At 36.5% G+C, this 25,761-nt stretch carries 27 protein-coding genes; 26 read left to right on the top strand and 1 reads right to left on the bottom strand.

The window, feature by feature from the left end:
• The first annotated feature begins 20 nt into the window (after positions 1-20).
• The 26 genes from vapB to MN869_RS14225 all read left to right on the top strand — a co-directional run bounded on the left by vapB (position 21) and on the right by MN869_RS14225 (position 24,038).
• Positions 21-251, top strand: a complete 231-nt coding sequence (gene vapB, locus MN869_RS14100; RefSeq protein WP_171552354.1) for a type II toxin-antitoxin system VapB family antitoxin — start codon at positions 21-23, stop codon at positions 249-251.
• The gene (locus MN869_RS14105) at positions 251-670 is read left to right on the top strand and encodes a type II toxin-antitoxin system VapC family toxin (RefSeq protein ID WP_243308301.1); all 420 of its coding nucleotides are present in this window, start codon (positions 251-253) and stop codon (positions 668-670) included. The genes vapB and MN869_RS14105 overlap by 1 nt, the downstream gene beginning before the upstream one ends.
• A gap of 130 nt (positions 671-800) precedes the next feature.
• Positions 801-944, top strand: a complete 144-nt coding sequence (locus MN869_RS14110; RefSeq protein ID WP_004637424.1) for a zinc ribbon-containing protein — start codon at positions 801-803, stop codon at positions 942-944.
• 127 nt (positions 945-1,071) lie between these two features.
• Entirely contained in the window at positions 1,072-1,647 is a 576-nt protein-coding gene (locus MN869_RS14115) for a DUF4126 domain-containing protein (protein WP_243308483.1), read from the top strand.
• Positions 1,648-1,723: 76 nt separating this feature from the next.
• Positions 1,724-2,233 (top strand): GNAT family N-acetyltransferase, encoded by a 510-nt coding sequence (locus MN869_RS14120; protein ID WP_243308302.1) that lies wholly within the window; start codon positions 1,724-1,726, stop codon positions 2,231-2,233.
• Between the two features lie 72 nt (positions 2,234-2,305).
• Positions 2,306-3,004, top strand: coding sequence for a hypothetical protein (locus tag MN869_RS14125; RefSeq protein WP_243308305.1), 699 nt, complete (start codon positions 2,306-2,308; stop codon positions 3,002-3,004).
• Positions 3,005-3,127: 123 nt separating this feature from the next.
• Entirely contained in the window at positions 3,128-3,829 is a 702-nt protein-coding gene (locus MN869_RS14130) for a hypothetical protein (RefSeq protein WP_243308307.1), read from the top strand.
• Between the two features lie 72 nt (positions 3,830-3,901).
• Positions 3,902-4,789, top strand: a complete 888-nt coding sequence (locus tag MN869_RS14135) for an EamA family transporter (protein ID WP_171552360.1) — start codon at positions 3,902-3,904, stop codon at positions 4,787-4,789.
• 570 nt (positions 4,790-5,359) lie between these two features.
• Positions 5,360-5,812: a hypothetical protein gene (locus tag MN869_RS14140; RefSeq protein WP_171548609.1), complete on the top strand. Its 453-nt coding sequence runs from the start codon at positions 5,360-5,362 to the stop codon at positions 5,810-5,812.
• 96 nt (positions 5,813-5,908) lie between these two features.
• Entirely contained in the window at positions 5,909-6,574 is a 666-nt protein-coding gene (locus tag MN869_RS14145; protein WP_243308308.1) for a pseudouridine synthase, read from the top strand.
• Positions 6,575-6,598: 24 nt separating this feature from the next.
• On the top strand, positions 6,599-7,072 hold the full coding sequence (locus MN869_RS14150; RefSeq protein ID WP_243308315.1) for a GNAT family N-acetyltransferase: 474 nt from the start codon (positions 6,599-6,601) through the stop codon (positions 7,070-7,072).
• Between the two features lie 136 nt (positions 7,073-7,208).
• A complete protein-coding gene (locus tag MN869_RS14155) occupies positions 7,209-7,574 on the top strand; it encodes a ribonuclease E inhibitor RraB (protein ID WP_004801857.1) in 366 nt (121 codons plus the stop codon).
• Between the two features lie 302 nt (positions 7,575-7,876).
• The gene (locus tag MN869_RS14160; protein ID WP_243308317.1) at positions 7,877-8,698 is read left to right on the top strand and encodes an ABC transporter permease; all 822 of its coding nucleotides are present in this window, start codon (positions 7,877-7,879) and stop codon (positions 8,696-8,698) included.
• Positions 8,695-9,363, top strand: a complete 669-nt coding sequence (locus MN869_RS14165; protein ID WP_243308319.1) for an ABC transporter ATP-binding protein — start codon at positions 8,695-8,697, stop codon at positions 9,361-9,363. The genes MN869_RS14160 and MN869_RS14165 overlap by 4 nt, the downstream gene beginning before the upstream one ends.
• The gene (locus MN869_RS14170) at positions 9,344-10,450 is read left to right on the top strand and encodes a capsule biosynthesis protein (RefSeq protein ID WP_243308321.1); all 1,107 of its coding nucleotides are present in this window, start codon (positions 9,344-9,346) and stop codon (positions 10,448-10,450) included. The genes MN869_RS14165 and MN869_RS14170 overlap by 20 nt, the downstream gene beginning before the upstream one ends.
• A gap of 5 nt (positions 10,451-10,455) precedes the next feature.
• Positions 10,456-12,132, top strand: a complete 1,677-nt coding sequence (locus tag MN869_RS14175; protein ID WP_243308325.1) for a polysaccharide biosynthesis/export family protein — start codon at positions 10,456-10,458, stop codon at positions 12,130-12,132.
• A 163-nt stretch (positions 12,133-12,295) separates the two neighbouring features.
• Positions 12,296-15,478, top strand: coding sequence for a beta-3-deoxy-D-manno-oct-2-ulosonic acid transferase (locus tag MN869_RS14180; protein ID WP_243308327.1), 3,183 nt, complete (start codon positions 12,296-12,298; stop codon positions 15,476-15,478).
• Between the two features lie 17 nt (positions 15,479-15,495).
• Positions 15,496-16,476 (top strand): NAD-dependent 4,6-dehydratase LegB, encoded by a 981-nt coding sequence (locus MN869_RS14185; RefSeq protein ID WP_005200854.1) that lies wholly within the window; start codon positions 15,496-15,498, stop codon positions 16,474-16,476.
• Positions 16,469-17,626: a LegC family aminotransferase gene (locus MN869_RS14190; RefSeq protein WP_243308329.1), complete on the top strand. Its 1,158-nt coding sequence runs from the start codon at positions 16,469-16,471 to the stop codon at positions 17,624-17,626. Before MN869_RS14185 ends, MN869_RS14190 begins: the two co-directional genes overlap by 8 nt.
• Positions 17,627-17,647: 21 nt before the next feature.
• Positions 17,648-18,286, top strand: coding sequence for an acetyltransferase (locus MN869_RS14195; RefSeq protein ID WP_243308344.1), 639 nt, complete (start codon positions 17,648-17,650; stop codon positions 18,284-18,286).
• Positions 18,273-19,286 carry an N-acetylneuraminate synthase gene (gene neuB / locus MN869_RS14200; RefSeq protein ID WP_243308346.1) on the top strand — a complete coding sequence of 338 codons (1,014 nt, stop codon included), beginning with the start codon at positions 18,273-18,275 and terminating at the stop codon, positions 19,284-19,286. Before MN869_RS14195 ends, neuB begins: the two co-directional genes overlap by 14 nt.
• The gene (gene neuC / locus MN869_RS14205) at positions 19,280-20,446 is read left to right on the top strand and encodes a UDP-N-acetylglucosamine 2-epimerase (RefSeq protein ID WP_243308347.1); all 1,167 of its coding nucleotides are present in this window, start codon (positions 19,280-19,282) and stop codon (positions 20,444-20,446) included. The genes neuB and neuC overlap by 7 nt, the downstream gene beginning before the upstream one ends.
• A gap of 27 nt (positions 20,447-20,473) precedes the next feature.
• Entirely contained in the window at positions 20,474-21,517 is a 1,044-nt protein-coding gene (locus MN869_RS14210; protein WP_243308348.1) for a nucleotidyltransferase family protein, read from the top strand.
• 20 nt (positions 21,518-21,537) lie between these two features.
• Positions 21,538-22,242, top strand: a complete 705-nt coding sequence (locus MN869_RS14215) for an acylneuraminate cytidylyltransferase family protein (protein ID WP_243308349.1) — start codon at positions 21,538-21,540, stop codon at positions 22,240-22,242.
• Position 22,243: 1 nt separating this feature from the next.
• Positions 22,244-23,239, top strand: a complete 996-nt coding sequence (locus MN869_RS14220; protein WP_243308356.1) for an N-acetylneuraminate synthase family protein — start codon at positions 22,244-22,246, stop codon at positions 23,237-23,239.
• A gap of 4 nt (positions 23,240-23,243) precedes the next feature.
• Complete coding sequence (locus tag MN869_RS14225; protein WP_243308362.1) at positions 23,244-24,038, top strand: hypothetical protein; 795 nt, start codon at positions 23,244-23,246, stop codon at positions 24,036-24,038.
• 23 nt (positions 24,039-24,061) lie between these two features.
• Here MN869_RS14225 and MN869_RS14230 read toward each other — a convergent pair whose 3' ends face one another.
• Entirely contained in the window at positions 24,062-25,756 is a 1,695-nt protein-coding gene (locus tag MN869_RS14230; RefSeq protein ID WP_243308363.1) for a hypothetical protein, read from the bottom strand.
• Between the last annotated feature and the right edge of the window lie 5 nt (positions 25,757-25,761).

The following is a 25,761-nucleotide window of genomic DNA, read 5'->3' on the forward strand; positions in this document are numbered from 1 at the left end:
GAACGGTTGGAGTAGCAACAATGTCTACCGCAAAAGTTTTTATGACCGGCCGCAGTCAAGCGATTCGTTTACCTAAAGAATTTCGATTTGAAGGCGCAGAAGTTGAAATATTTCGCCGTGGTGATGAAGTGATCCTACGTGAAAAGCCAATTACCGCGGAACGCTTATTCAATGTATTGGCACAAATGCCAGATGATTTTTATGCAGAAGAAAGAGTGGATCAACCACCACAAGAACGAGAAGAATTCTAATGCAGACACAATATTTATTGGATACCAATATTTGTATCTATATCAGCAAACATCAGCCTGAAAGTGTCCGTCAGCATTTTGAAAAACATCTTCCCAATCGGAATATTTTAATCTCGGTGATTAGCTTGGGCGAACTACGTTTTGGCGCTGAAAAAAGTCAAAGCAAAGAAAAAGCATTAAAAGTCATTGATGAGTTTACCTCAATGATTCAAGTCGCCGAATTAGATGAAGATGTTGCGGATCATTATGCACAAATACGTCAAGCGCTTTCTTCTAAAGGTCAGATTATTGGATCTAATGATTTATGGCTTGCGGCGCACGCCAGAGCAAATAATTGGGTAATGGTCACCAATAATGAAAAAGAGTTTTTACGTGTTGATGGATTGCGTGTGGAGAATTGGGTATCGAATCCCTTATAACTCGTTTAAATTTTAATTAAGCATCATTCTTCACCTTTCCGACAGCACCACTTGTCGGAAAGGTCAATAAATAATCAAAACTATCACGCTATAGTATATGTACCATTTCTAAAATCTATGGAGAGCAAAGATGGTCACTGCTGGCGAAAAACCTGGAACAGGCTTCTATTTTTGTGTTCAATGCGGACACCGCACCTATTTAGAAATTGGTACTGATCGTTTACCTCCGTGTACCAAATGCCTTGGCAATCAATTCAACAGTAAGAATGCCTAAGCCGCAAAATACCAAACAGTTACCCACTGTTTGAATAAAAGCCCTATCCCTTGATAGGGCTTTTTGTTACCTTAAAAATAAGATGTAAATAACAAGACCTGTCATAGGCATAGAAAGGTAATCCATGATGGAAACAATTTTAGGACTCTGTATTGGCGTTGGGCTCAGCGCAGCCTGTGGTTTTCGTGTCTTTGTGCCGCTATTGGCCATGAGTATTGCGACCTTATTAGGTTGGTATGAACCTGCCAAAGGCTTTGAATGGTTAGCCATCCCATCAGTATGTATGGCACTGGGTTTTGCCACAATTTGTGAAATTGCAGCTTACTATGTTCCATGGGTGGATAACTTATTAGATACCATTGCCACACCTGCGGCTGTGGTGGCAGGAACGGTCACAACGATGGCGGTGAGTAGTGGAGAAATGTCCCAGTTTGCCACTTGGGCAGCGGCACTGATTGTCGGTGGCGGAACTGCAGGTGTGGTGCAAATGAGCACAGTTGCAGCACGTGGAGTTTCGACGGCAACCACAGGTGGGCTAGGGAATTTCGTGATTTCGACAGGTGAGTTGATTGGCTCGATCGTATTATCAATTTTGGCCTTTATCATGCCTGTGGTGATTACGGTCTTGGTGATTATTTTTATTATCATTGCTGCACGATGGATTCGTTCAAAACGCCAAGAGCAAGTCACTCATTCACTATAAGCTTATATTTTCAAATCTATCATTTTTATATTGTGAATACAGATAATAAAAACGCTTCTTTAGGAGTAATGAGTAGATGTCACTTCGTTTGGTAAAACCTCACGCAAGGTTTAAACAGAGTTATAACGACTATATTAATGAACTTGCTGATGAAGAACGTTATCCACTAACACTAGACTTTGATCACACAGATTTTGACAAGTTTTTGCATAAATTAGAACAATATGAAAAAGGGCAGTCTTTACAAGAGGGACATGTTGCCAATATGACCTATTGGTTAGTAGACGATAATGAAGTTATCGGGGTATCTAATTTACGACCTCAGCTCAATGCAGAAATTGAATATTGTGGTGGACATATTGGTTTAGGGATTCGTCCTTCTAGACGCAGACAAAACTTTGGCGCTAAGTTGCTGGAACTTACTATTCAGGAAGCATGGGGACTGGGCTTAACGCAATTGCATATACATTGCTATAAAGCCAATTTGGCTTCTGCAAAAGTGATTCAAGCAAATAGCGGTTATCTGCATTCTGAAATTACTTTAGATCAAGTGATTCAAAGATATGTCTTAAATAAAACAATATAGGAAATCTTAGTTTGATTATTTGGAAGCGGATATTGGATTTCAATATCATTCCATATCAAAAATGGTGGACTTATGAAAGCTCAAGTGATTGCCGCATTATTCGTATTATCTGGCTTATCGATACTGCCACAACTCAGCTTTGCTCAAGAACGACCGACAGCGGAAGAGCTTAAATTAAGCCAAGACCAAGTCACGTATCAAGCCTATATCCCTGCAAAATATCGTTTATTTAAAGCCATTGAAGGTGACTTGAATAAAGATGGCATAAACGATGTCGTGCTGATGGTGAAAGCAACCGATCCCCAAGATTTTGTTGAACATGAGTATCGTGGTAGTATCGATATTAACCGCCGTGGTGTGATTGTATTACTTAATGAAAAAGGCAAATACAAGCCGATTGTCAGTAACTTAAGTTGTTTTTACTCGGAAAATGAAGACGGTGGTGTTTATTTCGCCCCTGATATACGCTTAGAAATTAACAATAATGTGCTGAATGTACACTTTGCCCATGGACGCTATGGCTATTGGCGTTATCTATTTCGTTTGGAAGGCAATGACCTTCGTCTGATTGGTTATGACAATTCAAGCAATCATGGGCCTTATATTGAAAGCCAAACTAGTATTAACTTTTTAACAGCAAAGAAAGTTATTCGTGACAATTTAAGTCAAGACTTTGAAGGTGAGCCAAAATTTAAGGAGAAGTGGAGTAAAATTAATCAAGCCCCAATCTATCTATCGAAAATTAAAGAGTTTGATTATTTAAGTTTTTAAGAACGGGTCACAAGTTTGAAGATTGTTGCCGCAGGTTGAATTCGCGCAAAATGCCAAGAGAAATTCAGTCATTGTTTATAAAAGAAATAGCATCAATAACCACCTGAATGATGAGATAAAAAGATGATAAAGACTCAACTCATTGCCGCCTTATTCGGCTTTTTAAGCCTATCTGCATTGCCGCAAGTCAGCTTTGCCCAAGAACAACCGACAGAGGAAGAAATTAAATTAGGTCAAGATAAAGTCACCTATCAAGCCTATATCCCTGCAAAATACCAACTCTTTAAAGCGATTGAAGGTGATCTGAATAAAGATGGCTTGAAGGATGTGGTGCTGATCGTCAAAGCCACCGATCCCAAAGCCTTGGTTGAACATGAATATTATGGACATTTAGATCGTAACCGTCGCGGTATGATTGTATTGCTGAATGAAAAAGGCAAATACAAAGCTATTGTCAGCAATCTCAATTGTTTTAGCTCTGAAAATGAAGATGGCGGTGTCTATTTCCCGCCCGAGCTATGGATGGAAATTAAAAATAATCTGCTGAGCGTTTATTATTCGCATGGACGTTATGGCTACTGGCGTTATCTATTTCGCCTGGAAGGCAATGATCTGCGCCTGATTGGATATGATAATTCAAGCAATCATGGCCCGCTCATTCAAAGTGAAACCAGTATTAATTTTTTAACAGGCAAAAAGGTTTTTCGTGACAATTTAAGCCAAGACCCAGAACAAGATCCAAAGTTTAAAGAAACATGGAGCAAAATCAATCAGGTGCCAATTTATCTATCCAAAATAAAGGACTTTGATGATTTAAGTTTTTAAGCACTGACGCCTATCGAAAAACCAGTCAGAACAGCGTAAATTAGCGGCACTGACAATATTGCGTTCAAGCTTATGATGCTTACTTGGATTCTGTTCACGCTCATGGCTGCATTTATGCAGGCTTGGCGCAATGCATTTCAAAAACAACTCAGTACGAGCGTGGATGTCTATGGCACCACACTGGCGAGATTTATCTTTTCACCGATCTTTGCATTTAGCTATTTGGCCTTTCTCTATTGGCATCAACCGGTTACAGCATCAGTGCATTTTTCCGATAAATTCTGGCTGTATATTGTGATTGCAGGCATTAGCCAAATCTATGCCACTGCTTTAATGGTGAAACTATTCCAGCAAAAAAACTATGCCATTGGGGTTGGACTGGCTAAAAGTGAAGCGATCTTGGCAGCTCTAGTTGGTGTTTTGTTTTTACAGGAACATCTCAGTACTTGGGGTTGGGTTGGGGTGGTGATTGGAGGGCTTGCGGTATTTTTACTCAGTAAAGGCAAGCAACAGTCCGATCTGTCCTTTAAAACCTTGATGATTGGACTCGGGAGTGGCCTGTGTTTTGCCATAACCTCTTTATTGGTGCGTGAAGCCAGTTTAGAACTGAGCATGTTGCCATTCTTACATCGTGCTGCTTGGGTACTGTGCAGTTTGATCAGTTTTCAATGCATCGTACTGTTGGTCTATCTCGGATTTTTCCGCCGCCCGACCTTGTATAAAATGTGGCAACGTGTTGGCTTAACCTTAAGAGTGAGTATCTGTAGCTTTTTGGCGTCCGTCGGCTGGTTTAGTGCCATGAGTATGCAGACTGTGGCGATTGTGAAAACGCTGGGTCAGGTCGAAATTCTATTTAGTCTATTAATCTCAGTCTTCTTTTTTAAGGAAAAACTCGCTAAAACTGATCATTTAGGCCTGTGGCTAGTGATTGTAGCAGCGATTATGGTGATTTGGGCTTAGATGAGAAGCTTTATTTGAAAAAATACACATGTAAATTTGATTTTATCGGAATATAAATTGTGGTTTTTTGTTAGATATGGGAAATATTTTAACTTTTAGAATGTAGTGTGCAAAATTATTTCATTGATTGCTAAAAATAGCAGTTTTTAGGAAAACAATCCCACCGTGATCTGCTTAAACTATGTCTCAAGGGTGTGAAAGGGATCGAAAAGAGTAGCATGCACCGACGCTTATAAAGCAAGTGTGTACGAACCCAAAAGGTCTCGATTCGGCTTAGGACGCTATAGATCAAAAGTTTATAGGCAAAGGTTATGGCTTACAAAGTCATAGGTGTTGAAGTAAACAACCTCTGTTTTCCCTTGATACCCTAAAAAATTTAATTGAAGAGAACATCAATAATTCGATCAAAATAATAAAAACTAGATCAATAAAACTAAAACTGAGTGTGAAACCAATCCTGTAATCTGAATATTGTGAATATAAGTCGATATTTTTATATTAAAAAACAAAGTGATATAATTATTTTTATATTAATAAATCAAAAAATCACAGCTATAGGTCAGCACTATAATGAATGAGTTCGAGCTTAAAATCCGCTATCCACATCAAATGAATCACAATGACATCGATCATGTCGGTCGCTTTGATTTGGCAACGATTTTAACCAAGTTTGACGAAATGACTTGGCGTCAGCAGTTGGTTCGTCAATTACAACTCAATGGTGCCGATACCAGTTTTATGGTCACTGACCATCGTAGCGAGCATAGCATCGTGATTATTCTGGATGCCTATGCCAAGTCACAGCAGCTTGAATTCAAACTGGACAGTGATATTCCGGTCATCATTCCTAAAAAAGATTTATTTGGCTTAGTCACGCGTAAAAGCAAAGACAGTATTTCGTTTAAACAATTGAGCTTGGCGCGTGTCAAAGATTACCTGATTGCGTTTTTAAATCGGGACATTGCTACATTAGAAGAGATTTATAAACAAGGTTTGGGCAAGGGCTTAAAAACACCATCTTGATCGTAACAGCGATGAGGAAAATCAGCGGTTGCGAAAGCCGTTGGCGCAACTATAATCACTCCCCATCCTGTATCCGATTCAATTTGTTCTGCTGCCATGGCTCTAAACGACAATTTTATTTATACCCCGCCACAAGATCCTTTAGAGATCGTCTATGAAGATGATGATTTACTGGTGATCAATAAGCCTGCTGGGCTATTATCTGTGATGGGGCGTTTACCTGAACATCAGGACAGTGCCTATTTACGGGTTTTAGAAAAATATCCTACTGCCAAAGTCACGCATCGTCTTGATATGGCAACTTCAGGCTTACTCATGTTTGCCAAGCATCGTGATGCAGAAGTAGCCATTAGTAAAATGTTTCAGGCACGTACCGTCAAAAAATATTATGTAGCCTTGGTACAGGGACAAATTCAGCGCGAGGGCAGTGTGGAAGTCCCGCTGATTACCGATTGGGAAAACCGTCCGCGTCAGATGGTGCATTTTGAATTGGGTAAGCCTGCCAAGACCTTATTTCAACTGATGCACTATGATGCAGTAACGGATCAAAGCCGTGTCCGTTTAGAGCCGGTCACAGGCCGTTCGCATCAATTACGCGTGCATATGATGCACATCGGCCATCCGATTATGGGCGATAAACTCTATCATCCTGAACCGGCCAAGTTTTATTTACAACGGATGGCACTGCATGCGGCTTATTTGGCATTTCAACATCCTTTAAAAAGGCATGCAGTTGAACTGCATTCTGAGCTAAAGTTCTAAACACGACCAGAAATAGGCCAGCGCATGTATTCGATTCAACAGGCTGAATGGATAGCACTCTCAGAGATACAGCAACTGCAATTAAAGCCACTTTTATTAGAGGCTGATCCAAGTTGGCAGCAGGTCTTAACCTATTTATTGCAGTCAAACCTGTTTTTCGTGTTGAATGATCAGGCAGAGATTATTGCGCAACTTTGTTTATTAAGAACACATGATCAAGCGGAAATTAAAAATCTAGCCGTAGATTCACGCTATCAAAAACAGGGGCTTGCCAAAGCTTTGATTCAATTTGCCATTGAAAATACCAGAGAACAAAATATCCAAACATTATGGGTCAAAACGGGCAACTCCAGTCTGGATCAACTGGCGCTTTATCAGAAATGTGGATTTCGTCTGTCACATATTGAGCGAGATGTGTTTAGAGACTATGCAGAACCGATCTATGAAAATGGCATAGCTTGCCTTGATCAGATCGTACTGGGCATCGTATTACGTTGAGACACAGGAGTCTCAAGACGTTTACTTTGATCGTTTTTTGACTACAATATTGCTATTAATCCGTCTAAAAAATGACATAAAAATCGGTTAATCTATAGCCAAATATCAAGTCCAAAACACAACAAAGGATATTTATATGACTCGCGACTATGACCAATTCCCAGACAATGATAATGGCAACGTGCTATGGCAGATGGTTGAAGATGGTAATGAACTCAACGAGCCACATGAAGTCGAATTTTCGATTGTTTTTGAAAAACAAGAACAGGTTGAAAAATGTGCCTTACATCTTTTACACCAAGAACAAAAAATTTCACTTTTTCAGGAAGAAGTCCATTCAGATGGTTCTGATCTTTGGGTGCTCAATATCCATGTCAACATGATTTTGGAGTATGAAGATATTGAAGACTTGGAAGAATGGATGACCAAGATCGCCAAAGAGTTCAATGGCGAGTATGATGGTTGGGGTTGTATGAGCTATATTTACGACGAAGACGAGTAACTTAATTATGTGAATTGTTATTGAAATAACAATTCACTACACTATTTTTCCCTACCTTGCACATTGCGGTGGTTGACTTTTGGTTTATAACTTTTTGAAAGATATGTATTTTAGTTGTCTGTGTGATCTACTGATCTCTTCTGCTTTAATTCGTGTCGTAATTTGACATTTTTTTAATAGAAGAACTTTCTCGTATTCATAAATTATGGAACATTTTGAAACTTTAACTTTTCGAAAAAATAATTTAAGCTTCGCTGGAAAATAAGGCTAGTGCAAAGATTAAGCACTGGGGCAGGGGCAGGATGGACGAGCAAAACGTATTGGTGAAATTACCGCGATTTAAACCCCGTAGTGGTTTAGTGGTGATGTATGCCTCAATTCGAGCTCTATTTTTACGTGAGTTGCAAACTAGATTTGGTCACTATCGAATTGGTTACCTGTGGGCTGTAATTGAACCTGCGCTCAATGTAATCTTTATGTTAATTCTTCTAGGTGCTGTTATTCAACGAACATTGCCAGGTATTGAATACCCGATCTTTCTAGTCAATGGTGTTTTACCTTTTTTCATGTTTCGAAAGTCGGCTACGAAGGCATTAGGTGCTGTTTCTGCAAATAAAGGTTTGTTTAGTTATAGAAGTGTAAAACCAGTAGATACCGTCATTGCTAGATCATTAATAGAGTTTTTCCTATATTTTAATTGCTATCTGATTTTAACTTCAGTCTTAATATGGATTGGGTATCAAGTTAGTTTCTCTAATATACCTGCTGTTTTATTTTATTGGCTGATTTTATTTATATTTAGTTGTGGATTTTCATTTGTAATGATGATTGTTGGGGCCTTTAGTGCTGAAATAAATAAAATAATAAGTCCACTTTTTTTAATTTTATACTTTCTATCAGGGGCTTTAATCCCTCTTCATAAAATACCACAGAAATATTTGGAATATTTTCTTTGGAATCCTTTAGCTCATTTGTTTGAGTTGTTAAGACATGCTGTAGCTCCTCAATATACTACTTTACCGGGTGTGAGTTTACAGTATTTTTTAATAAGCACCCTAGTTATATTGTTTTTAGGGCTGCTGTTATATTGTGCTCTTGGTCAGAGGGTGTTGAAAAGTAAATGATTGAGTTGAAAGATATAACAAAGTCATATATCACCCCTAAGGGGAGACATTATGTCTTTAAGAATTTAAATGTTGTCTTGCCAGAAAATAAAAGCGTAGGTTTACTGGGTAAAAATGGTGCTGGCAAAAGTACCTTATTACGTATCATTGGTGGAATAGATTTCCCAGATAAAGGAGAGGTGATAACGAATAAAACTATTTCTTGGCCAGTTGCTTTAGCTGGTGGTTTTCAAGGGAGTTTAACTGCTCGGCAAAACGTAAGGTTTGTGGCGCGTCTTTATGCCCCTGAAGCGGAAGTTTATAAGGTTGTAAGCTTTGTTGAAGAGTTTTCACAATTGGGTAAATACTTTGATATGCCTATTAATAGCTATTCATCTGGTATGCGATCACGTTTAGGTTTTGGCTTAAGCATGGCATTTGACTTTGATTATTATTTATTAGATGAGGTAGGGGCTGTAGGTGATGCTTCATTTAGAAAGCGAAGTCAAAAACTTTTAGATGATTTAAAAGCAAATTCAAATATTATTATGGTATCTCATAATTTAAATGATTTAGTACGTAATTGTGATGTTGGCTTTGTTGTACAAAATGGACAGGCTCTTTATTTTGATAATATAGAAGATGCTGTAGAGGTATATAAAGAAAATGCGCTTGGGCAAAAATAAAAAGTATACGCTTATAGCGTATACTTCAATGGTAATTTTACCATTAATTTTGATCGTTTCTTACTTGTTGGTATTTGCACAAGATCGCTATATCACTAACTCTACAATTGTTGTTAAGCAGGTTGGAGAGGTTAATGCACAGACAAATACCGGGATAGGTGCTTTACTAGGTGTGAGTAATACGAGTACTGAAGACGCGCAGTTTCTAAAAGCCTATATCCAGTCACGAGATTTAGTGGAGAAATTGGATAAAAGCTTAAATTTAACGAAAGCTTTCCGAGGCAATGGAACAGATCCAATATTTGAGCTACCCTCTAATTCCTCTAAAGAAGAATTAGTTAATTACTATAACAAACGTGTAAAAGTAAACTTAGATGAATCCACCATGTTGTTAACTGTTACTACAGAAGGATTTAGCCCAGAGTTCGCCTTGGAATTAAACAAATCAATTCTAAAAGAGAGTGAGTCATTTATTAACGATGTGTCACAACGTGTAGCTAAAGATCAATTGACATTTGCAAAGGAGCAGTTAAACGAAGCTGCAGGAAACTTAAAGCAATCTCGAGAGAATTTAATCGCCTACCAAAACCAAAATCAAATGTTTGATCCACAAGCACAAGCTTTAGCTGTTGCACAGATTATTAATCAGTTAGAAAGTAGTCTTGTTCAATTACGCACAGAAGAAAGAACCTTGCTCAGCTATTTAAATGCAACTGCTCCACAAGTGGTGGCGATTCGTAGCCAAATGGAGTCTGTTCAAAAACAAATTCAAGATGAGAAAATGAAATTAACTTCTCCAGGGCAGAATGAAAAGCTAAATAGAAGTGCTCTAAATTTTGAAGGATTAAAGGCGCAAGTCGAATTTAATACAGATCTATATAAATTGGCTTTGGCTTCACTAGAAAAAGCCCGTTTAGAAGCAATACGTAAATTAAAAAATGTTGTAATTATTACTAGCCCACAACTACCTCAAGATGCATTGTATCCACGTATAGGATATATCGGATTTAGTGCATTTCTATTACTCAATATATTTTTTGGAGTAATTTTGTTGATTCGCTCGATCATTCGTGAGCATAAGGAGTAACCGAAATGAAAAAGATATTATTCACCAGTATGCTTACAATTTCTTCATTTCATAGTTTTGCTGCAGATACGCAAACACTTATGCCGCAAGAGTTGGCCGATAACATTTTACAAAAAACTACAAACACTTCAGACAATACAATTTTGCCAAGTCAATCTGTAGTTGGACTTTCTCCAAGTAGTACACAAAAATATGCAACACCAACAAAAATGTTTGGAGAACAGTTATTTAAAGGTGCTTTTGCGAGTACCGTTGGCTCTACTTTTAATGATAGTTATGTACTGAATCCTGGCGATAATATTAATTTACGTTTATGGGGTGCTTATCAATTTGCAGGGACCTTAACGGTAGATCCGCAAGGCAATATTTTTCTTCCTAACATTGGACCTGTTAAAGTTGCAGGAACAAGTAATGGTCGTTTACAGTCTATGATTGAAGGCTATGTACGTAAAACTTATGTCGCCAATGTGGGAGTTTATGCTGCTCTTGTTCAAGCGCAACCAGTTAAAGTTATGGTTACAGGTTTTGTTAATCAACCTGGCTCTTATGGTGGTGTAGCCAATGACAGTGTTATGGCCTATTTGGATCGAGCCGGTGGGGTCGATGCGCAACGAGGTAGCTATGTCGATATTCGTATCATGCGCAATGGGCAATTAAAGCAATATGTAAATTTATATGATTTCCTGATCGCCGGTAAATTACAGCCGTTTAGTTTTCGTGATGGTGATGTGATTGTTGTTGCACCACGAAGTCATACCTTCTCTGTTTCAGGGGAAGTATTTAATGCCTATGATTTTGAGTTTAATGTACCAGAAGTAACAGTTGCACAAGCGTTATCGGTTGCAAAACTAAAGCCCGGTGCCACCAATGTTAGTATTATGCGGCGTCAAGGTAGTGAATACCGTAGTGAGTATTATCCTCTTTCAGCCGCAAATAATGTCGTGATTGAAGATGGTGATATTTTGACAGTGACTGCGGATCGCTATGCGGGTACGATCCAAGTACGGGTCGAAGGTGCGCACAATGGTGCTCATGCAGTTGTTTTGCCATATGGTTCTAAACTTTCTGAAGTACTGAAGCAAATTCAACCGAATACACTTTCTGAAGTAGAGGCTTTACAGCTTTATAGGCCTTCAGTTGCAACACGACAAAAGGAAATGTTAAATGTTTCTTTAGATAAACTTGAAGAGGCCACATTCTCCGTACGCTCTACAACTCAAGAAGAAGCAAATCTACGTGTCAAAGATGCAGAGCTAGTAAAGCAGTTTATTGCCAAAGCACGGACTGTAGAGCCTAAAGGGCAAGTGGTTTTAAATGCCAAAGACTTTGATGATGTGATCTTAGAAAATGGTGACATTCTTAACATACCAGAGAAGACTTCAGTGATTATGGTACATGGTGAAGTCACTTTCCCGAATGGTGTTGTATGGCAACCTAACATGTCTGCTGGATCGTATATTGATCAGGTCGGTGGGTTTACCCAGAAATCGAATAAGTCAAAACTAGTAGTGATTCATCAGAATGGTGAGTCTGAATTGGTGAGTAAGCGCTATAAGATAAGACAAGGTGATGAGATTTTAGTGCTACCTAAGGCTCAAACCAAAGTAGTGGAGTTGACACGAGGAATTACACAGGTTTTATATCAAATTGCTATAGCTGCAAAAGTTGCTCTCGATTTATGATTTTAAAATTTGAATACTAAACTTTGGACATGGTTTAGATTTTTAAAATGAAGAGACTGATTTTGATTGATTTAAATGAGTCGTAATCATAAGTTGAGGCTTTTTAAAATTAGTAATTTTAATGATTTGGCTTTATATATTTTAAAATTAGTAGGTATTAATAATGAGTTTAGATGAAGTTCAAAAGAAAGTTAATGATATTAGTAGTAGGATAAATGTCAGAATAAAAAAAATAAAAAACGACGGTTTTTTGAAGACAGTTCAAAAAACTACAAAAGAACTAGAAAAAGCAAAGAACTTTTATGATGATGCCCGTTTGTCAGTGAAATACTATACTGGTCATATTGTTCAGCCTTATAAAAAGACAGCAATCGTTTTTAATGTGGCTCAATGGAAACGAAAGTATGTTATAGGATTTTTAAATGAATATAATGTTTTTTTCTTTTCAGAAAGTATGGAAGTAGAGCAGTTGCATATTGCTATGAAAGTAACCCATAATCCTGTTTTTATTATTTGGGGGCGTACTACACCAGCACATCTGAGCTCATATGCAGAAATTTATAATATACCAATTTATTATATTGAAGATGGTTTTATTCGTTCAATTGGTTTGGGTGCTAATCATGTACCACCATTGTCACTTTGTTTAGATAAAACGGGCCTATATTACGATTCAACGCAGCCATCAGATCTAGAAAATATCTTAAATACATATGATTTTGATAAAGATAATAAATTAATAAAAGAAGCTGAAATCTCTTTGGATTTTATAAAAAAATATCATTTATCTAAATATAATGACACGAATGAAGGTTTGGCTGAGTCATTATATGGGCCTAAAACCAATGAACGTATACTAGTCTTAGGACAAGTTGAAGATGATCAATCATTGATTTATGGGTGTAATGTAGTAATCACTAATGTTCAATTGATAAAAAAAGCATTGGCTGAAAACCCAAATGCTCAAATAATTTATAAACCTCATCCAGATGTATTGCTTGGCAAGCGTAAAGAATTATCAGATCTATCAGAAGTAGAAGATAAAGTTGAAATCTTTAAAACTCCAATGTCTTTAGCTGATGCCCTATACGAGGTGGATAGAGTTTATACTTTGACATCATTAGGTGGTTTTGAAGCTTTGATATATGGTATTCCTGTAACCACATTTGGTGCACCTTTCTATTCTGGTTGGGGGCTAACAGATGATCGTCAAATCATAAGTCGAAGAAATAGAAAGTTAACTTTAGAGAAGGTATTTGCTGCCGCATATATTTTGTATCCAAGATATAGAAGTTCAAATGGTTTAGAAAAATCTGATCTTTATGAAACTTTGACTTTCCTCCAAGATAGATTAACTGATATACATTTATCATCTTCCCTTTCAATAGAGCGAGGCATGTCGTTCTATAATGCAGCTACTACTCATCCGCTCGGTTTACAGTATTTTGCAAAATCAACAGATTCAAAAACAGTTATTTTAACTGATAAAAAAGAAAGTTTGATGTTGGCGGAAAAGTTATCTCAATATAATAAAGTTGTTGATTTAATTACGATCCGAGATAATTTGGCCAACAATGAAGATATGTTTATTAAGAATGAGTTTGCAGACAAGATTAAACTTACTTCTATCCATAAATTATATTCAAAACCTATGTCAGAAGCTGAGACACAAGCAGCTAGATATGCTCGAATTTTTAGTACTGAGTTATTGAGAATACTAAGAATAGTAACTAACAACCTTGTAAATGAAAAGATACTCTCTCAAATGAGTGAAGGGATTGAAGATTATCTTTACATGGAGGTATTAAGATTTAATGGCTATGCTGATATGCTTGATAAGTATGATCATTTGTTAGCATATTTTGATAGTTATGAAGCGAATAAAGATGCGATTGACTCTCTGATATATCATGGAGAAAAAAAGGGATGCTTCTCAAAAATTAATTTAGCCTTTAAAAATCCAAACGATACAAAGAAGATTATTAAAGAAGGCATATCAAATAGTTTAGATGCAGAAATAAAATTAATTTCAGATTACAAAGAACAATTCGCAACCTTCTGGTGGGGGATTGATCATCAGAGTTTTAAGAACTTAAAGAGTGATGAAAATAAAGTGATTATCTGTGGGAATATTACAGATGAAAACTATGCATATTCACCATCAGCATTTAGATTGTTGGATGTTGCTATCAAACAAAAGAAAATTAAAGCATTATATTTGAATGGTGCTGTGTTGGGTGATAATTTACAGGATAAAATTAAAGCTACATTGCTGAAATATAATTATGCAGAAAGCTGTGAGGTATATAGTGGTAATGCTGTTAATTTTAGAAAAAAATATTCTGATATTTATACTGGGGCAGAATCCTTTTTTTCCCAAGATTTAGTAGCACTTTATGTCCACGAACTTAAAAAACAGTTGCCTTCTGAATTTATTTCAATTGTTTATCCAAGAATTAAAGCATATCTGAATACATTACTACCTTTATTTGTTTTAGTTGCTGAATTTAGAAATTTGATGAAAGGCACGACAGCATTCTTAACTTCAATGGAGCGAAGCCATGTTTCAAGGGCTATTGTAGAAGTCGCACGAGAATTTAATGTAAAAACTGTTGGTATTCAACCACAAGTAGTTTCTGAGTCTGCTAGATATAGAGGTTCTATTGTAGATCTAATGGGGGTAATTGATACCAATCAATTAAAAGTGTATCAAGCCTTAGGTTCTAACGTTGAAAACTTAAATATTGTTGGTTCTGCAAATATCATTGACCGCATGTTACGAATGGAAGAAGCTCACCAAGCGGTGAAGGCTGAAGATGAATCAGCAATTTTCTTTGCAATGCAACATTCTTTACCAGAAGAGATGATGTTAATTGGGCATGCATTAAATAATATTTCGAAGAGATGTAATATTAAGTTAATTGTCAAGCCACATCCAACGCAAGAATTACCGGTCTTAAATAGAGTTAAAAGTATTTTTGACGGTAGCAAAAATGTTACTTTCCTATCTAGAGATAGTGATACATATCTAGCTATTGCAAAATGCCAAATAGTTGTTGGTTTATTTAGTAGTGTCTTATTAGAGGCTGCAATTTACGGCAAAGAAGTTATTGTCGCTGATTTTAAAGATCTACACGAATCTGTTGATTATTCTAAGTTAGGAGTTGCTGTTAAAGCACAGCAAGAGAGTGAGCTAGAGTATTTCATTAAAGATTTAATGAAAAAAGGAGCTGAGTATCAAAAACTGAAAAAAACTCGAGATCATTATTTGAGTAAAAACCCACAGTTTATGGCTCCTTATAATAATCGTTATTTAGATAAATTTATTATTGATAGTTTAAATTAGTTAATAGAGGTTAAAACATGTCTAAGATACTTGTAACTGGCGCAGATGGATTCATTGGTTCTCACTTGGTAGAAATGCTAGTAAGCCAAGGTCATGAAGTACGTGCTTTATCTCAATATAATTCATTCAATTATTGGGGGTGGTTAGAAGACATCAATTGTTTAGATAAAGTTGAAGTTGTAAATGGCGATGTGCGTGATGCACATTATTGCAAACACATTATGCAAGATATTGATGTTGTCTACCATCTTGCTGCACTTATCGCGATTCCATATTCATATGTGGCTCCTACAAGTTATGTTGATACCAATGTAATTGGTACGCTTAATATTTGTCAGGCAGCTCAAGAATTGGGTACTAAACGTGTGATTCATACTTCAACAAGTGAAGTATACGGGACAGCACAATACGTTCCAATTGATGAAAAACATCCTTTACAACCACAATCACCATACAGTGCTTCAAAAATTGGGGCAGATGCAATGGCAATGAGTTTTTATAACGCATTTGAGCTCCCATTAACTATCGCGAGACCATTTAATACATATGGCCCTCGCCAAAGTGCTCGTGCTGTTATTCCAACGATTATTGCGCAAATTGCTGCTGGGCATAAAGAAATTAAGTTAGGTGACTTGAGTCCTACACGTGATTTCAATTATGTGAGTGATACTTGCCGTGGTTTTATTGCTTTAGCAAATTGTGATGAAGCGATTGGTAAAACTGTAAATATTGGTTCTAACTATGAAATTTCAGTAAGAGACACGCTTAACCTCATTCGAGATCTAATGAATAGTGATGCTCAATTTATTGAAGATATTGATCGTTTACGTCCACAAAACTCAGAAGTTTTCCGACTTTGGTGTGATAACACTTTAATTCATAGTTTAACTGGCTTTAAACCAGAATATTCAATTGAAGAAGGTTTGAAGAACACAATTGAGTGGTTCTTAAATCCTAAGAATTTAGAGAAGTATAAAGCAGGTATTTATAATGTCTAATCTGCCTGAAAAGTATGAAAATCTTTTAGGTTCCATTAGAGAAGTGTTTGGTGAGGGATTTATTCCCTTACATGCACCAGTATTTAATGGTAATGAAAAACAGTATTTAGCTGAATGTATAGATACAACATTTGTATCCTCTGTTGGTGCTTTTGTTGACCGTTTTGAACAGATGATGGCGGAAATAGCAGGCACTAAGTACGCGATTGCTACAATGAACGGAACAGCGGCTTTACACCTAGCATTAATTTTAGCTGATGTTGGTGAGAATGATGAGGTTATTACTCAGCCACTAACTTTTGTAGCAACGTGTAATGCAATTTCTTATCAAAAGGCTCATTCAGTTTTTGTCGATGTTGATAAAGAAACATTAGGATTAAGCCCCAAAGCACTGAAAGATTTTTTGGAAAAGAATGCTTTTATTAAAGATAATCAATGTATTAATAAAAGTACAGGCCGGATTATTAAAGCAGTTGTGCCTATGCATACCTTTGGTATTTCTGCAGCGATTGATGAAATTAAAGCAATTTGTACTGATTGGAATTTAGTTTTAATTGAAGATGCAGCTGAAGCATTAGGTTCACGCTATAAAGAGAAAGCATTAGGTTCTTATGGCGATCTCGCTGCTTTTAGTTTTAATGGTAATAAAATTGTGACCAGTGGCGGTGGTGGGTGTGTTGTAACCAATGATGAAAAAATTGCAAAAAGAGCAAAACATTTAAGTACTACAGCTAAATTACCTCATGCATGGCAATTTTTTCATGATGAAGTTGGCTATAACTATCGCTTACCAAATGTGAATGCTGCTCTCGCATGTGCTCAATTAGAGCAGTTGCCTATTTTCTTGGAAAAGAAAAAGCAACTTGCAAGCTTCTATGCGGACATATGTGAAAAAAATGATATTCCATTTATCTCGAATACTGAAGGCGGCGAATCAAACTTTTGGTTGAATGCTATTTTGGTTGAAGATTTCTCTGTACGAGAAACACTTCTTGCAGAAGCTAATAAGCGTGGAATCATGATGAGGCCTGTTTGGGAGCTTATGAGCGATTTGCCAGCCTTTTCAGAATGTCAGAATGATGGATGTGAAACTGCTAAATGGTTACAAGAGCGCTTGGTGAATATCCCTAGTAGTGTTATTTCCCTTTAAGTTAGAGTTGAGCATACACCAGTGAAGAAATTTGTTTTTGTCGGTGGTGGTGGACACTGCCAATCATGTATTAACTCTGCGGAGTTAGCAGGTTTTAACGTGGTTGGTATTGTAGACAATCAGGTTGGTACCAAAGTACTTTCTTATGCGGTAATCGGTAATGATAGTGACCTACCTGATTTAGCTAAAGCGGATGATATTAACTTTATCGTTACTGTTGGTATGGTTACCTCTAATTCTTTAAGAGCAAAAATTTATAAAAAACTGATTGATATTAATGCCAATAAAGCATCGTTAATTGCAAAAACAGCTGTTATTTCAAAGCATGCAGTAATTGGTAAGGCGAGTGTAATTCTCGAGCAGGCTGTAATTAATGCAAAAGCTATCGTGGGTGAAAACGTTATTATCAACACTGCAGCAATCATTGAACATGGTGCAAAGATTGGAAATCACACTCATATTTCCACTCGTGCTGTGGTGAATGGCGATGTTTCTATTGGTCAGAATTGTATGATTGGTTCAGGTTCGGTAATTCTTCAAGGAATCACAATAGCTGATAATGTAACAATTGGTGCAGGTGCTATTGTAATTAAAGATATATTGGAAGCTGGGACTTGGGTTGGTTCACCTGCGAGGAAATTAAACAATGATTTGGGCTAATAAAACTTTCTTAATTGCTGAAGCTGGAGTAAATCATAACGGTGATTTGGAAAAAGCTTATCAATTAATTGATGCTGCTGCAGAAGCAAAAGTAGATGCGATTAAATTTCAGTCATTTAAGGCAGATAACCTTGTTTCTAAATCAGCAAAAATGGCTGAATATCAGAAGCAGAATCTTGGTTATGAAGATAGCCAATATGCAATGTTAAAAAAATTAGAAATACCTGTACCAGCTTTAAGCCAGTTAAAAAATTATGCTGAATCTAAAGGACTCATTTGGTTCTCTACAGCATTTGATTTTGAAAGTATTGATACCTTGATTGAATTAGATATTCCTGTATGGAAAATTCCATCAGGAGAGATCACAAACTATCCGTATCTAAAGAAAATCGCAGCGTTGAATAAGCCAGTTATCTTGTCTACAGGTATGTGTAATCTGGCTGATATTGAGGCAGCTTTAAAAGTTTTTTTAGATTGTGGACGAAAGAGAGAAGAGATTTGCATATTACACTGTAATACGGAATATCCAACTCCTTGGACGGACGTGAACTTAAAAGCGATGGTCAGTATGGGGCAAATATTTGGAACAGCTTATGGATATTCTGACCATACCACAGGAATTACTGTACCAACTGCAGCTGTAGCTTTAGGTGCCAAGGTCATAGAAAAACATTTTACTTTAGATAAAAACTTACCTGGGCCAGATCACAAAGCTTCTTTAGAACCTCATGAATTAAAAGCGATGGTTGACTCGATTAGAGTCGTAGAACAAGTTTTAGGTAGTTCAATCAAGTTTGTTTCTGACTCTGAACGTAAAAATATTCATGTCGCTAGAAAAAGTATAGTTGCGGCCACAGATATTCAAAAAGGGGAGCTCATGTCAGAGGATGTACTGACAACGATGCGTCCAGGAGATGGAATTTCTCCTATGTTCTGGAATGAGGTAGTGGGGCAACCTGCGGTAAGAGACTATAAAGCAGGGGATAAAATCGAATGGTGAAAAAAGCTTGTGTAGTTACAGCAACTCGAGCTGAGTATGGATTACTCAAACCATTGATTCAAGCTCTGAATGAATCTACAAACTATGAATTACAGTTGATTGTGTCTGGAACTCATCTCTCATCTGAATTTGGTATGACATGGCATGCGATTGAGCAAGATGGCTTTTCGATAGATGCTAAGGTTGACATGCTATTGAGTAATGACTCCTCAACTGCTGTGGTTAAGAGTTTAGGGTTGCTATGTATCGGGATTGCGGATGCTTTTGAGAGGCTGAAGCCAGATTTTGTTGTTATTCTCGGTGATCGTTATGAAATGATAGGCGTGGCAACAGCTGCGAATCTTTTTAAAATACCTGTCGTGCATTTGCATGGAGGGGAGATTACGGAAGGGGCATCAGATGATAACTTTAGACATGCTTTAACAAAGTTAAGTCATATACATTTTACATCTACAGATGAATATCGAGAGCGTGTTATACAGTTAGGTGAACAAGCCAAGTATGTTTGTAATAGTGGGGCGATAGGAATTGATAATATCAATATACTTCCTTTACTTACAAAAGAGGAATTGGCGAAATCATTAAAACTTGATTTATCTATTCCGTTTTTCTTGATGACGTACCATCCTGTTACTGTAAGCGAGCAAGACATTATTAAAGAAATAGACGACATCATGTCTGCATTACTGAGTGATGGTTTCAAGCAAATCATTGTGACATTATCAAATGCAGATGTCGGTGGGCGTACAATTAATGAATGCATGCGTAAATGGAGTGAGAAGCATCCAGATAGGATCCATTGTTTCGCTTCATTGGGGCAATTACGTTATTTATCTGCAGTGAAGCATTGTGAAGCTGTTGTTGGTAATTCATCAAGTGGAATACTTGAAGCGCCGTCTTTATTTGTGCCTACTATTAATATAGGTAATAGACAAGCGGGTCGGTTGCAGGCCGATTCGATTATCAATTGTGAACCAACTTTGGATGGGGTTTCTGATGCACTTGAGAAAATATCAGACTCCAATTTTAAAAAGTCTTTAGGCTCAATCAAAAATCCATATGGAAATGGCAATACGGTTAAACAAATTATGAGCTTTATTGAAAATATAGAGTGGTCAACATTATTGAGTAAAAAATTTTTTAATATCAAAACGTATTAAAAAATAACTGAAGATAGAGGGAATGTTATGTGGACAAAGGCTGTAATTGCACCCAATATAACGGTAAAAGAAGCACTTCAAGTAATTAATGATAATGCCTATCGTGCTGCTTTTGTATTAGAAGGTGACAAGCTAGTTGGTATGGTAACAGATGGTGATATACGACGAGGTCTATTAAAAAATATTGGTTTGGACGATGAAGTTTCAAAAATCATGAATCCATCGCCAGTTCATTGTTATCAAGAAGATGTAAGTCCGGAAAAGATTAAAGAAATTTTAATTACACATAGATTTTTACACGTACCAATTGTTGATAAAAACCATCATTTAGTCAATGTTTTAACTTATGATAGTTTTTTAGAAACTAAAAAACTAGATAACCCTGTTTTTATTATGGCAGGAGGATTTGGGACAAGGCTCAGACCATTGACCGATAATTGCCCAAAACCAATGCTAAAAATTGGTGATAAACCAATATTAGAGCGAATAATGCTACATTTAAAAAAATGTGGCTTTCATAATTTTTATTTTTCGACTCATTACCTAGCAGACCAAATTACAGACTATTTTGGAAATGGAGAACACTGGGGTGTTTCGATCAAATATGTTCATGAAGATGAACCTTTAGGGACAGGTGGGGCATTATCTCTTTTACCTGATCAGTCGAATTTACCATTAATTGTGACAAATGGAGATGTCATGACTAAAGTAGATTTTGCACAACTATTAAGTTTCCATAATGAACATGAAAGTTGTGCCACGGTAGCAGTAAGAGAATATTATCACCAAGTACCTTTTGGTGTAATTGAGATAGATGGGCATTATATCAAAGGAATGGTAGAGAAGCCGAGGAATCACTCTTTTGTGAATGCGGGAATCTATGTATTACAACCAGAAGTAATTCAGAGTGTGAGATTGAATGAGAAAATAGATATGCCAACACTTCTACTTAATCATATGTCAAAAGAGCAGAAAGTGAGTTGCTTCCCAATACATGAATATTGGTTAGATGTTGGTCGAATGGATGATTTCGAGCTAGCTAAACGTGATGTTGAAGCTGGAATTTTTTAACACAGAATGAGACAAAGTATATGAACGGTAAAACAGTTGCAATTATTCCAGCGCGTGGTGGAAGTAAGCGCATCCTGCATAAGAATAAGAAAATTTTCAATGGTAAACCACTGATTGAGTGGACAATAGATGCTGCGTGTCAAAGTGAATTGGTAGACTATATTGTCGTGAGTTCTGATGATGAGCAAATTTTAGAGATCGCTGCAAAATTTAATAAGGTGATCTGCGTAAAACGCCCAGTTGAATTGGCAACTGATACTGCTTCGATTAATGATGCGGTTCGCCATGCGATTGATGAATTATCATCACTAAATGTTGAAGTTGAACACTTAGTTCTTTTACAACCACCATGTCCATTAAAAACCACAGAAGATGTAAATAATGCAATAGCCTTATACCATCAAGGTAAATATGGCAGCGTTGTATCAGTAACAGAGGTGGAACATCCGATAGATTATTCAATGACATTAGATAATAAAGAAATATTGGATGATTTTTATGTACATTTAAAAAATATACCAGCTAGATCACAAGATTTTGGGAAAGAATATCGCTTGAATGGTGTTATTTATATTACATCAATTGCAAGTTTTATGGAGAATAATACAGTATTTAATGCCCCTGGGCGTGCTTTTATTATGCCTGGAAGTCGTTCGGTAGATATTGATTTACCAATAGATTTTGCAATTGCAGAAGCATTGGCTCAATATAAAGAGGAAGAGTAAAATGAAGTTGATAGCTGAAACAGCTTGGCATCATGATGGTGACTTTTCTTTCTTCTCAAATTTAATTAATGAAATTATTAAGTCATCGACTGACATTGTTAAAGTACATGTTTTGTTAGATTTAGAAAAATACATGGATAAAACACATCCTGCATTTGATTTTCTACAAGAACGTGTTTTTTCTAGTAGTCAATGGTCTGAAATACTATCAAAAATTCAAAGTTCGAATAAAGAATTGATGACTTTAATTAATGATGTAGATGCATTAAAGTTAGCTGCACACTATCAGCCAAGTCTGGTTGAAGTGCATTCTGTAGCATTGAATAATTATGCATTGTTAAGAGAAATTGATCAGACATTTAGTGATGACACTAAAATTGTATTAGGTGTGGGTGGCTCTACAATATATGAAATAGAGAATGCTGCAAGTCAATTTAAAAATAAGAAAATTGTATTAATGTTTGGTTTTCAGAATTATCCAACTAATTATGAAGATGTTAACTTTAATAAAATTAGACGTATTATGAAGGCTTTTCCTGAGTATGAGTTTGGTTATGCTGATCATACTGCATGGGATATTAAGGAAAATACTTTAATCACCTTGATGGGAGCTGCTTTAGGTATGGACTATATCGAAAAGCATGTTACCACTCAATATGGGGAGCAGCGTACAGATTGGTCCGCAGCCATTAATTTTGAAATGTTTGAAGAAATCAAACGTGGCATGAATATCTTAGATAAATGTAATGGAGACGGTTTGTTAAGACTTAATGCTGGTGAACAAAAATATTGTGAAGCAGGCATGATGAAACAAATTGCAATTGCAAATAAAGCTATAGATATTGGTGAGATATTTGAACTAAGTAGTGTTGATTTCCTTCGTTCGGGCTTACCAAATGGAATGCAACAAATCGATGTATGGGCAAAAAATGGTCTTGAATTAAAAAAGCCTATTGCCAAAGGTGAAGTTGTTACAATGCAGCATTTTAGTGAGTAGTACTATGAAAACCGGTTTATTAATTACCGCTCGCCTAAAGTCTACTCGGCTTCCGCTAAAGCTTCTTTTACAGTTACAAGGTAGAGAAGTCCTGAGGCATGTGATTGACCGCGCTAAAGCAGTTCATGGTATAGATCAAATTGTTTTGTGCACTTCAACAGACCCACAAGACCGTCCGCTTGTAGAAATTGCTCAACAAGAAGGTATTCACTATTACATGGGTGATGGTGTTGATGTATTAAAAAGATTAAGAGAAGCCGCAAATTTTTTTGGTATTGATAGCTTTGTGAGTATTACCGCAGATAACCCGTTATTCTGTGTTTATCATGCAAATAGGGTATCTGACTTATTACGTAAAAATCCTACTATAGATTATGTATATTTAGAAGGTCTACCTATTGGTACAGCAGTTTATGGACTAAGAACAAAGGCTTTAGATGTAGTCTGTGACTTTAAAAAGGATGCTGATACAGAAATTTGGGGGGTGTGGGTCAATCATCCAGAAGTACTGAATGTCGCCTCATTGAAGGCAGATGAGTTTTGGAAATTTGATGCACGTTTAACTCTTGATAACCCAGAAGACTTAATGTTTATTCAAGCGCTTTTACGATCTGCGGATAAACCAGCGGCACAGTTGAATACTGATGATATACGTGATCTAATCCAAAAGTACCCTGAATTGCAAAATATTAATAATCATATTATCCAAAAAGGTGTGGATGTAGATTATGTCGAACGTATTAGAGAGTTATATAAAGCAAATAGCGCTGAATTAAGAGTAAAACTGGGACACTCGTAATTTTAGTAGTAATCTAATAGCAATTATGCTATTAGATTACTCTTAGCAGTCTTTAACTGTTGAATATATTTTGTTGCCTCAGCTAAGCATCCACTCCAATCATTTGGAATCTCTTGCCTAATAAGTTTCATACTTTTGTAAAATGGGGTTTTGTCTCCAGCAATACCCCATTGAAATCTTGGTTTTTGAGGTAATAAGACTAATGTCGGTATACCCAAAGCCCCTGTCAAATGAGCAGTGCTATTTCCAATGGTTACAATAATATCCATGTCGGCTGCTAAATTTAATAACCCATCTATGTCTTTTCTAGCATCAATTAAATATTGAAGCCGACGGTTATTAACCTGGAATTCTGGACAGTCATCAAGGCTGTGTTGTAAAGCATAAAATTCTACATCATCTAGAGAGTCTATCCAGTTGGATAAGATATGAGCTGGGATCGAGCGCTGTATTTGGCTACGCTTATTTGGTGTAAACCAAGATATACCACAGCGTATTTTCCTTGTACTTAGAAGGGGGGCAATGACGTTGACATCTGCACGAGTATTGGTGCTAAGTATAGGCTGTGCTTGATATGAAGGTGTAAGAAAAAACTGAGTTAGGGAGATTAAATCTATTTCCGCATCATAATTATTTGCTGTACCTAAAGTTAACATTGAATATGGATAGCATTTAATTTGTGGAAATTTTTGTATTAAAATGGAATGTAATCGCGTATCACAAATAATTCCCACTTTTTTTGCTTTTATTAGAATATTCGGTAGAAAAATTAAGCGCATGATTTCACCACCAATGCCAGCACCTTCTGGCCACCAAATTAGTAGATTTTCTACAGGACTGTGTCCATCCCAAGTTTTTAAATTCTGAATTAAGGCGGGGAGCTTTCCCATTTTTCGGCGAACTGAAAACAATCGCCAACCATCTAGATCCCCTAAAGCTATTTTACAAATTCCTTCATGGTAATCTAGTAAATTGCTGTTTTTAAAAATATTTTTTGACCATCTTATTAAGGATAAATACTCTTGATACTGTCCCATTTCATGATAGTAAGAACCTAGGGTCGCAATTTTATTTAATAAAATATCTTCTCTTAATGAAGTCGATTGTTTAGATAAGACTCTTTCCCCTGCTTGTTTAATTAATTCTTCTAATAAGTCATATCTTTTTATCAAAATGCTTTTTTGGCTGATAGTTGGGAAAACTTGATTTCCCCAGCTCTTATTACTTAAAAGTTGTCCTATAAATATAGCTGTTTTTTCAACATCTTGTTCTTGATCAAAAAAAGCGATGATATTTGAGGCTATTTCTGTATTAGGAGAATCCCTTTCGTCTTCACCTAACATTTTTTGCTTTTGATAGTTTTCTAGCCGCCTTTGATGACCACTTAAATTCAGTCCAGTTTTCTGAAACTCAAGATTTAATAACAAGATTAAATCATTTTCCCAAGCTTGGAAGTCATGACGATCCTGCATTTTGCGGCTATGTGTAATTAATAATCGAGCACAACGATAGAGACCGGTTTGTTCGCCAATATAGAAATCATTTAATAAAGATAGCGTTTGAGCAATTGCATTTAATAAATCATTATTGAGAGGGGTATAAATTGCTAATCTGTCAGTGAGCTGTTTGAATATTGCTATAGATAACGTATTAGAACTATTATTTTCCAACAAAACTTGAGCAAGTTGTTCATCTGTTTTTATTGCTATGTTATCCATAAGTC

It is taken from the genome of Acinetobacter sp. NIPH1876 (assembly GCF_022808535.1).
GTDB classification, from domain to species: Bacteria; Pseudomonadota; Gammaproteobacteria; order Pseudomonadales; family Moraxellaceae; genus Acinetobacter; species Acinetobacter higginsii.

Excerpts from the sequence above, each read along its gene's own strand:
- MN869_RS14175 (WP_243308325.1), top strand. The coding sequence starts at position 10,456 with ATGAAAAAGATATTATTCACCAGTATGCTTACAATTTCTTCATTTCAT.
- MN869_RS14120 (WP_243308302.1), top strand. The coding sequence starts at position 1,724 with ATGTCACTTCGTTTGGTAAAACCTCACGCAAGGTTTAAACAGAGTTAT.
- MN869_RS14170 (WP_243308321.1), top strand. The coding sequence starts at position 9,344 with ATGCGCTTGGGCAAAAATAAAAAGTATACGCTTATAGCGTATACTTCA.
- MN869_RS14180 (WP_243308327.1), top strand. The coding sequence starts at position 12,296 with ATGAGTTTAGATGAAGTTCAAAAGAAAGTTAATGATATTAGTAGTAGG.
- MN869_RS14125 (WP_243308305.1), top strand. The coding sequence starts at position 2,306 with ATGAAAGCTCAAGTGATTGCCGCATTATTCGTATTATCTGGCTTATCG.
- MN869_RS14160 (WP_243308317.1), top strand. The coding sequence starts at position 7,877 with ATGGACGAGCAAAACGTATTGGTGAAATTACCGCGATTTAAACCCCGT.
- MN869_RS14110 (WP_004637424.1), top strand. The coding sequence starts at position 801 with ATGGTCACTGCTGGCGAAAAACCTGGAACAGGCTTCTATTTTTGTGTT.
- MN869_RS14185 (WP_005200854.1), top strand. The coding sequence starts at position 15,496 with ATGTCTAAGATACTTGTAACTGGCGCAGATGGATTCATTGGTTCTCAC.
- MN869_RS14140 (WP_171548609.1), top strand. The coding sequence starts at position 5,360 with ATGAATGAGTTCGAGCTTAAAATCCGCTATCCACATCAAATGAATCAC.
- MN869_RS14220 (WP_243308356.1), top strand. The coding sequence starts at position 22,244 with ATGAAGTTGATAGCTGAAACAGCTTGGCATCATGATGGTGACTTTTCT.
- MN869_RS14145 (WP_243308308.1), top strand. The coding sequence starts at position 5,909 with ATGGCTCTAAACGACAATTTTATTTATACCCCGCCACAAGATCCTTTA.
- MN869_RS14135 (WP_171552360.1), top strand. The coding sequence starts at position 3,902 with ATGATGCTTACTTGGATTCTGTTCACGCTCATGGCTGCATTTATGCAG.
- neuB (WP_243308346.1), top strand. The coding sequence starts at position 18,273 with ATGATTTGGGCTAATAAAACTTTCTTAATTGCTGAAGCTGGAGTAAAT.
- MN869_RS14115 (WP_243308483.1), top strand. The coding sequence starts at position 1,072 with ATGGAAACAATTTTAGGACTCTGTATTGGCGTTGGGCTCAGCGCAGCC.
- neuC (WP_243308347.1), top strand. The coding sequence starts at position 19,280 with ATGGTGAAAAAAGCTTGTGTAGTTACAGCAACTCGAGCTGAGTATGGA.
- MN869_RS14150 (WP_243308315.1), top strand. The coding sequence starts at position 6,599 with ATGTATTCGATTCAACAGGCTGAATGGATAGCACTCTCAGAGATACAG.
- MN869_RS14230 (WP_243308363.1), bottom strand. The coding sequence starts at position 25,756 with ATGGATAACATAGCAATAAAAACAGATGAACAACTTGCTCAAGTTTTG.
- vapB (WP_171552354.1), top strand. The coding sequence starts at position 21 with ATGTCTACCGCAAAAGTTTTTATGACCGGCCGCAGTCAAGCGATTCGT.
- MN869_RS14190 (WP_243308329.1), top strand. The coding sequence starts at position 16,469 with ATGTCTAATCTGCCTGAAAAGTATGAAAATCTTTTAGGTTCCATTAGA.
- MN869_RS14225 (WP_243308362.1), top strand. The coding sequence starts at position 23,244 with ATGAAAACCGGTTTATTAATTACCGCTCGCCTAAAGTCTACTCGGCTT.
- MN869_RS14210 (WP_243308348.1), top strand. The coding sequence starts at position 20,474 with ATGTGGACAAAGGCTGTAATTGCACCCAATATAACGGTAAAAGAAGCA.
- MN869_RS14165 (WP_243308319.1), top strand. The coding sequence starts at position 8,695 with ATGATTGAGTTGAAAGATATAACAAAGTCATATATCACCCCTAAGGGG.
- MN869_RS14155 (WP_004801857.1), top strand. The coding sequence starts at position 7,209 with ATGACTCGCGACTATGACCAATTCCCAGACAATGATAATGGCAACGTG.
- MN869_RS14215 (WP_243308349.1), top strand. The coding sequence starts at position 21,538 with ATGAACGGTAAAACAGTTGCAATTATTCCAGCGCGTGGTGGAAGTAAG.
- MN869_RS14105 (WP_243308301.1), top strand. The coding sequence starts at position 251 with ATGCAGACACAATATTTATTGGATACCAATATTTGTATCTATATCAGC.
- MN869_RS14130 (WP_243308307.1), top strand. The coding sequence starts at position 3,128 with ATGATAAAGACTCAACTCATTGCCGCCTTATTCGGCTTTTTAAGCCTA.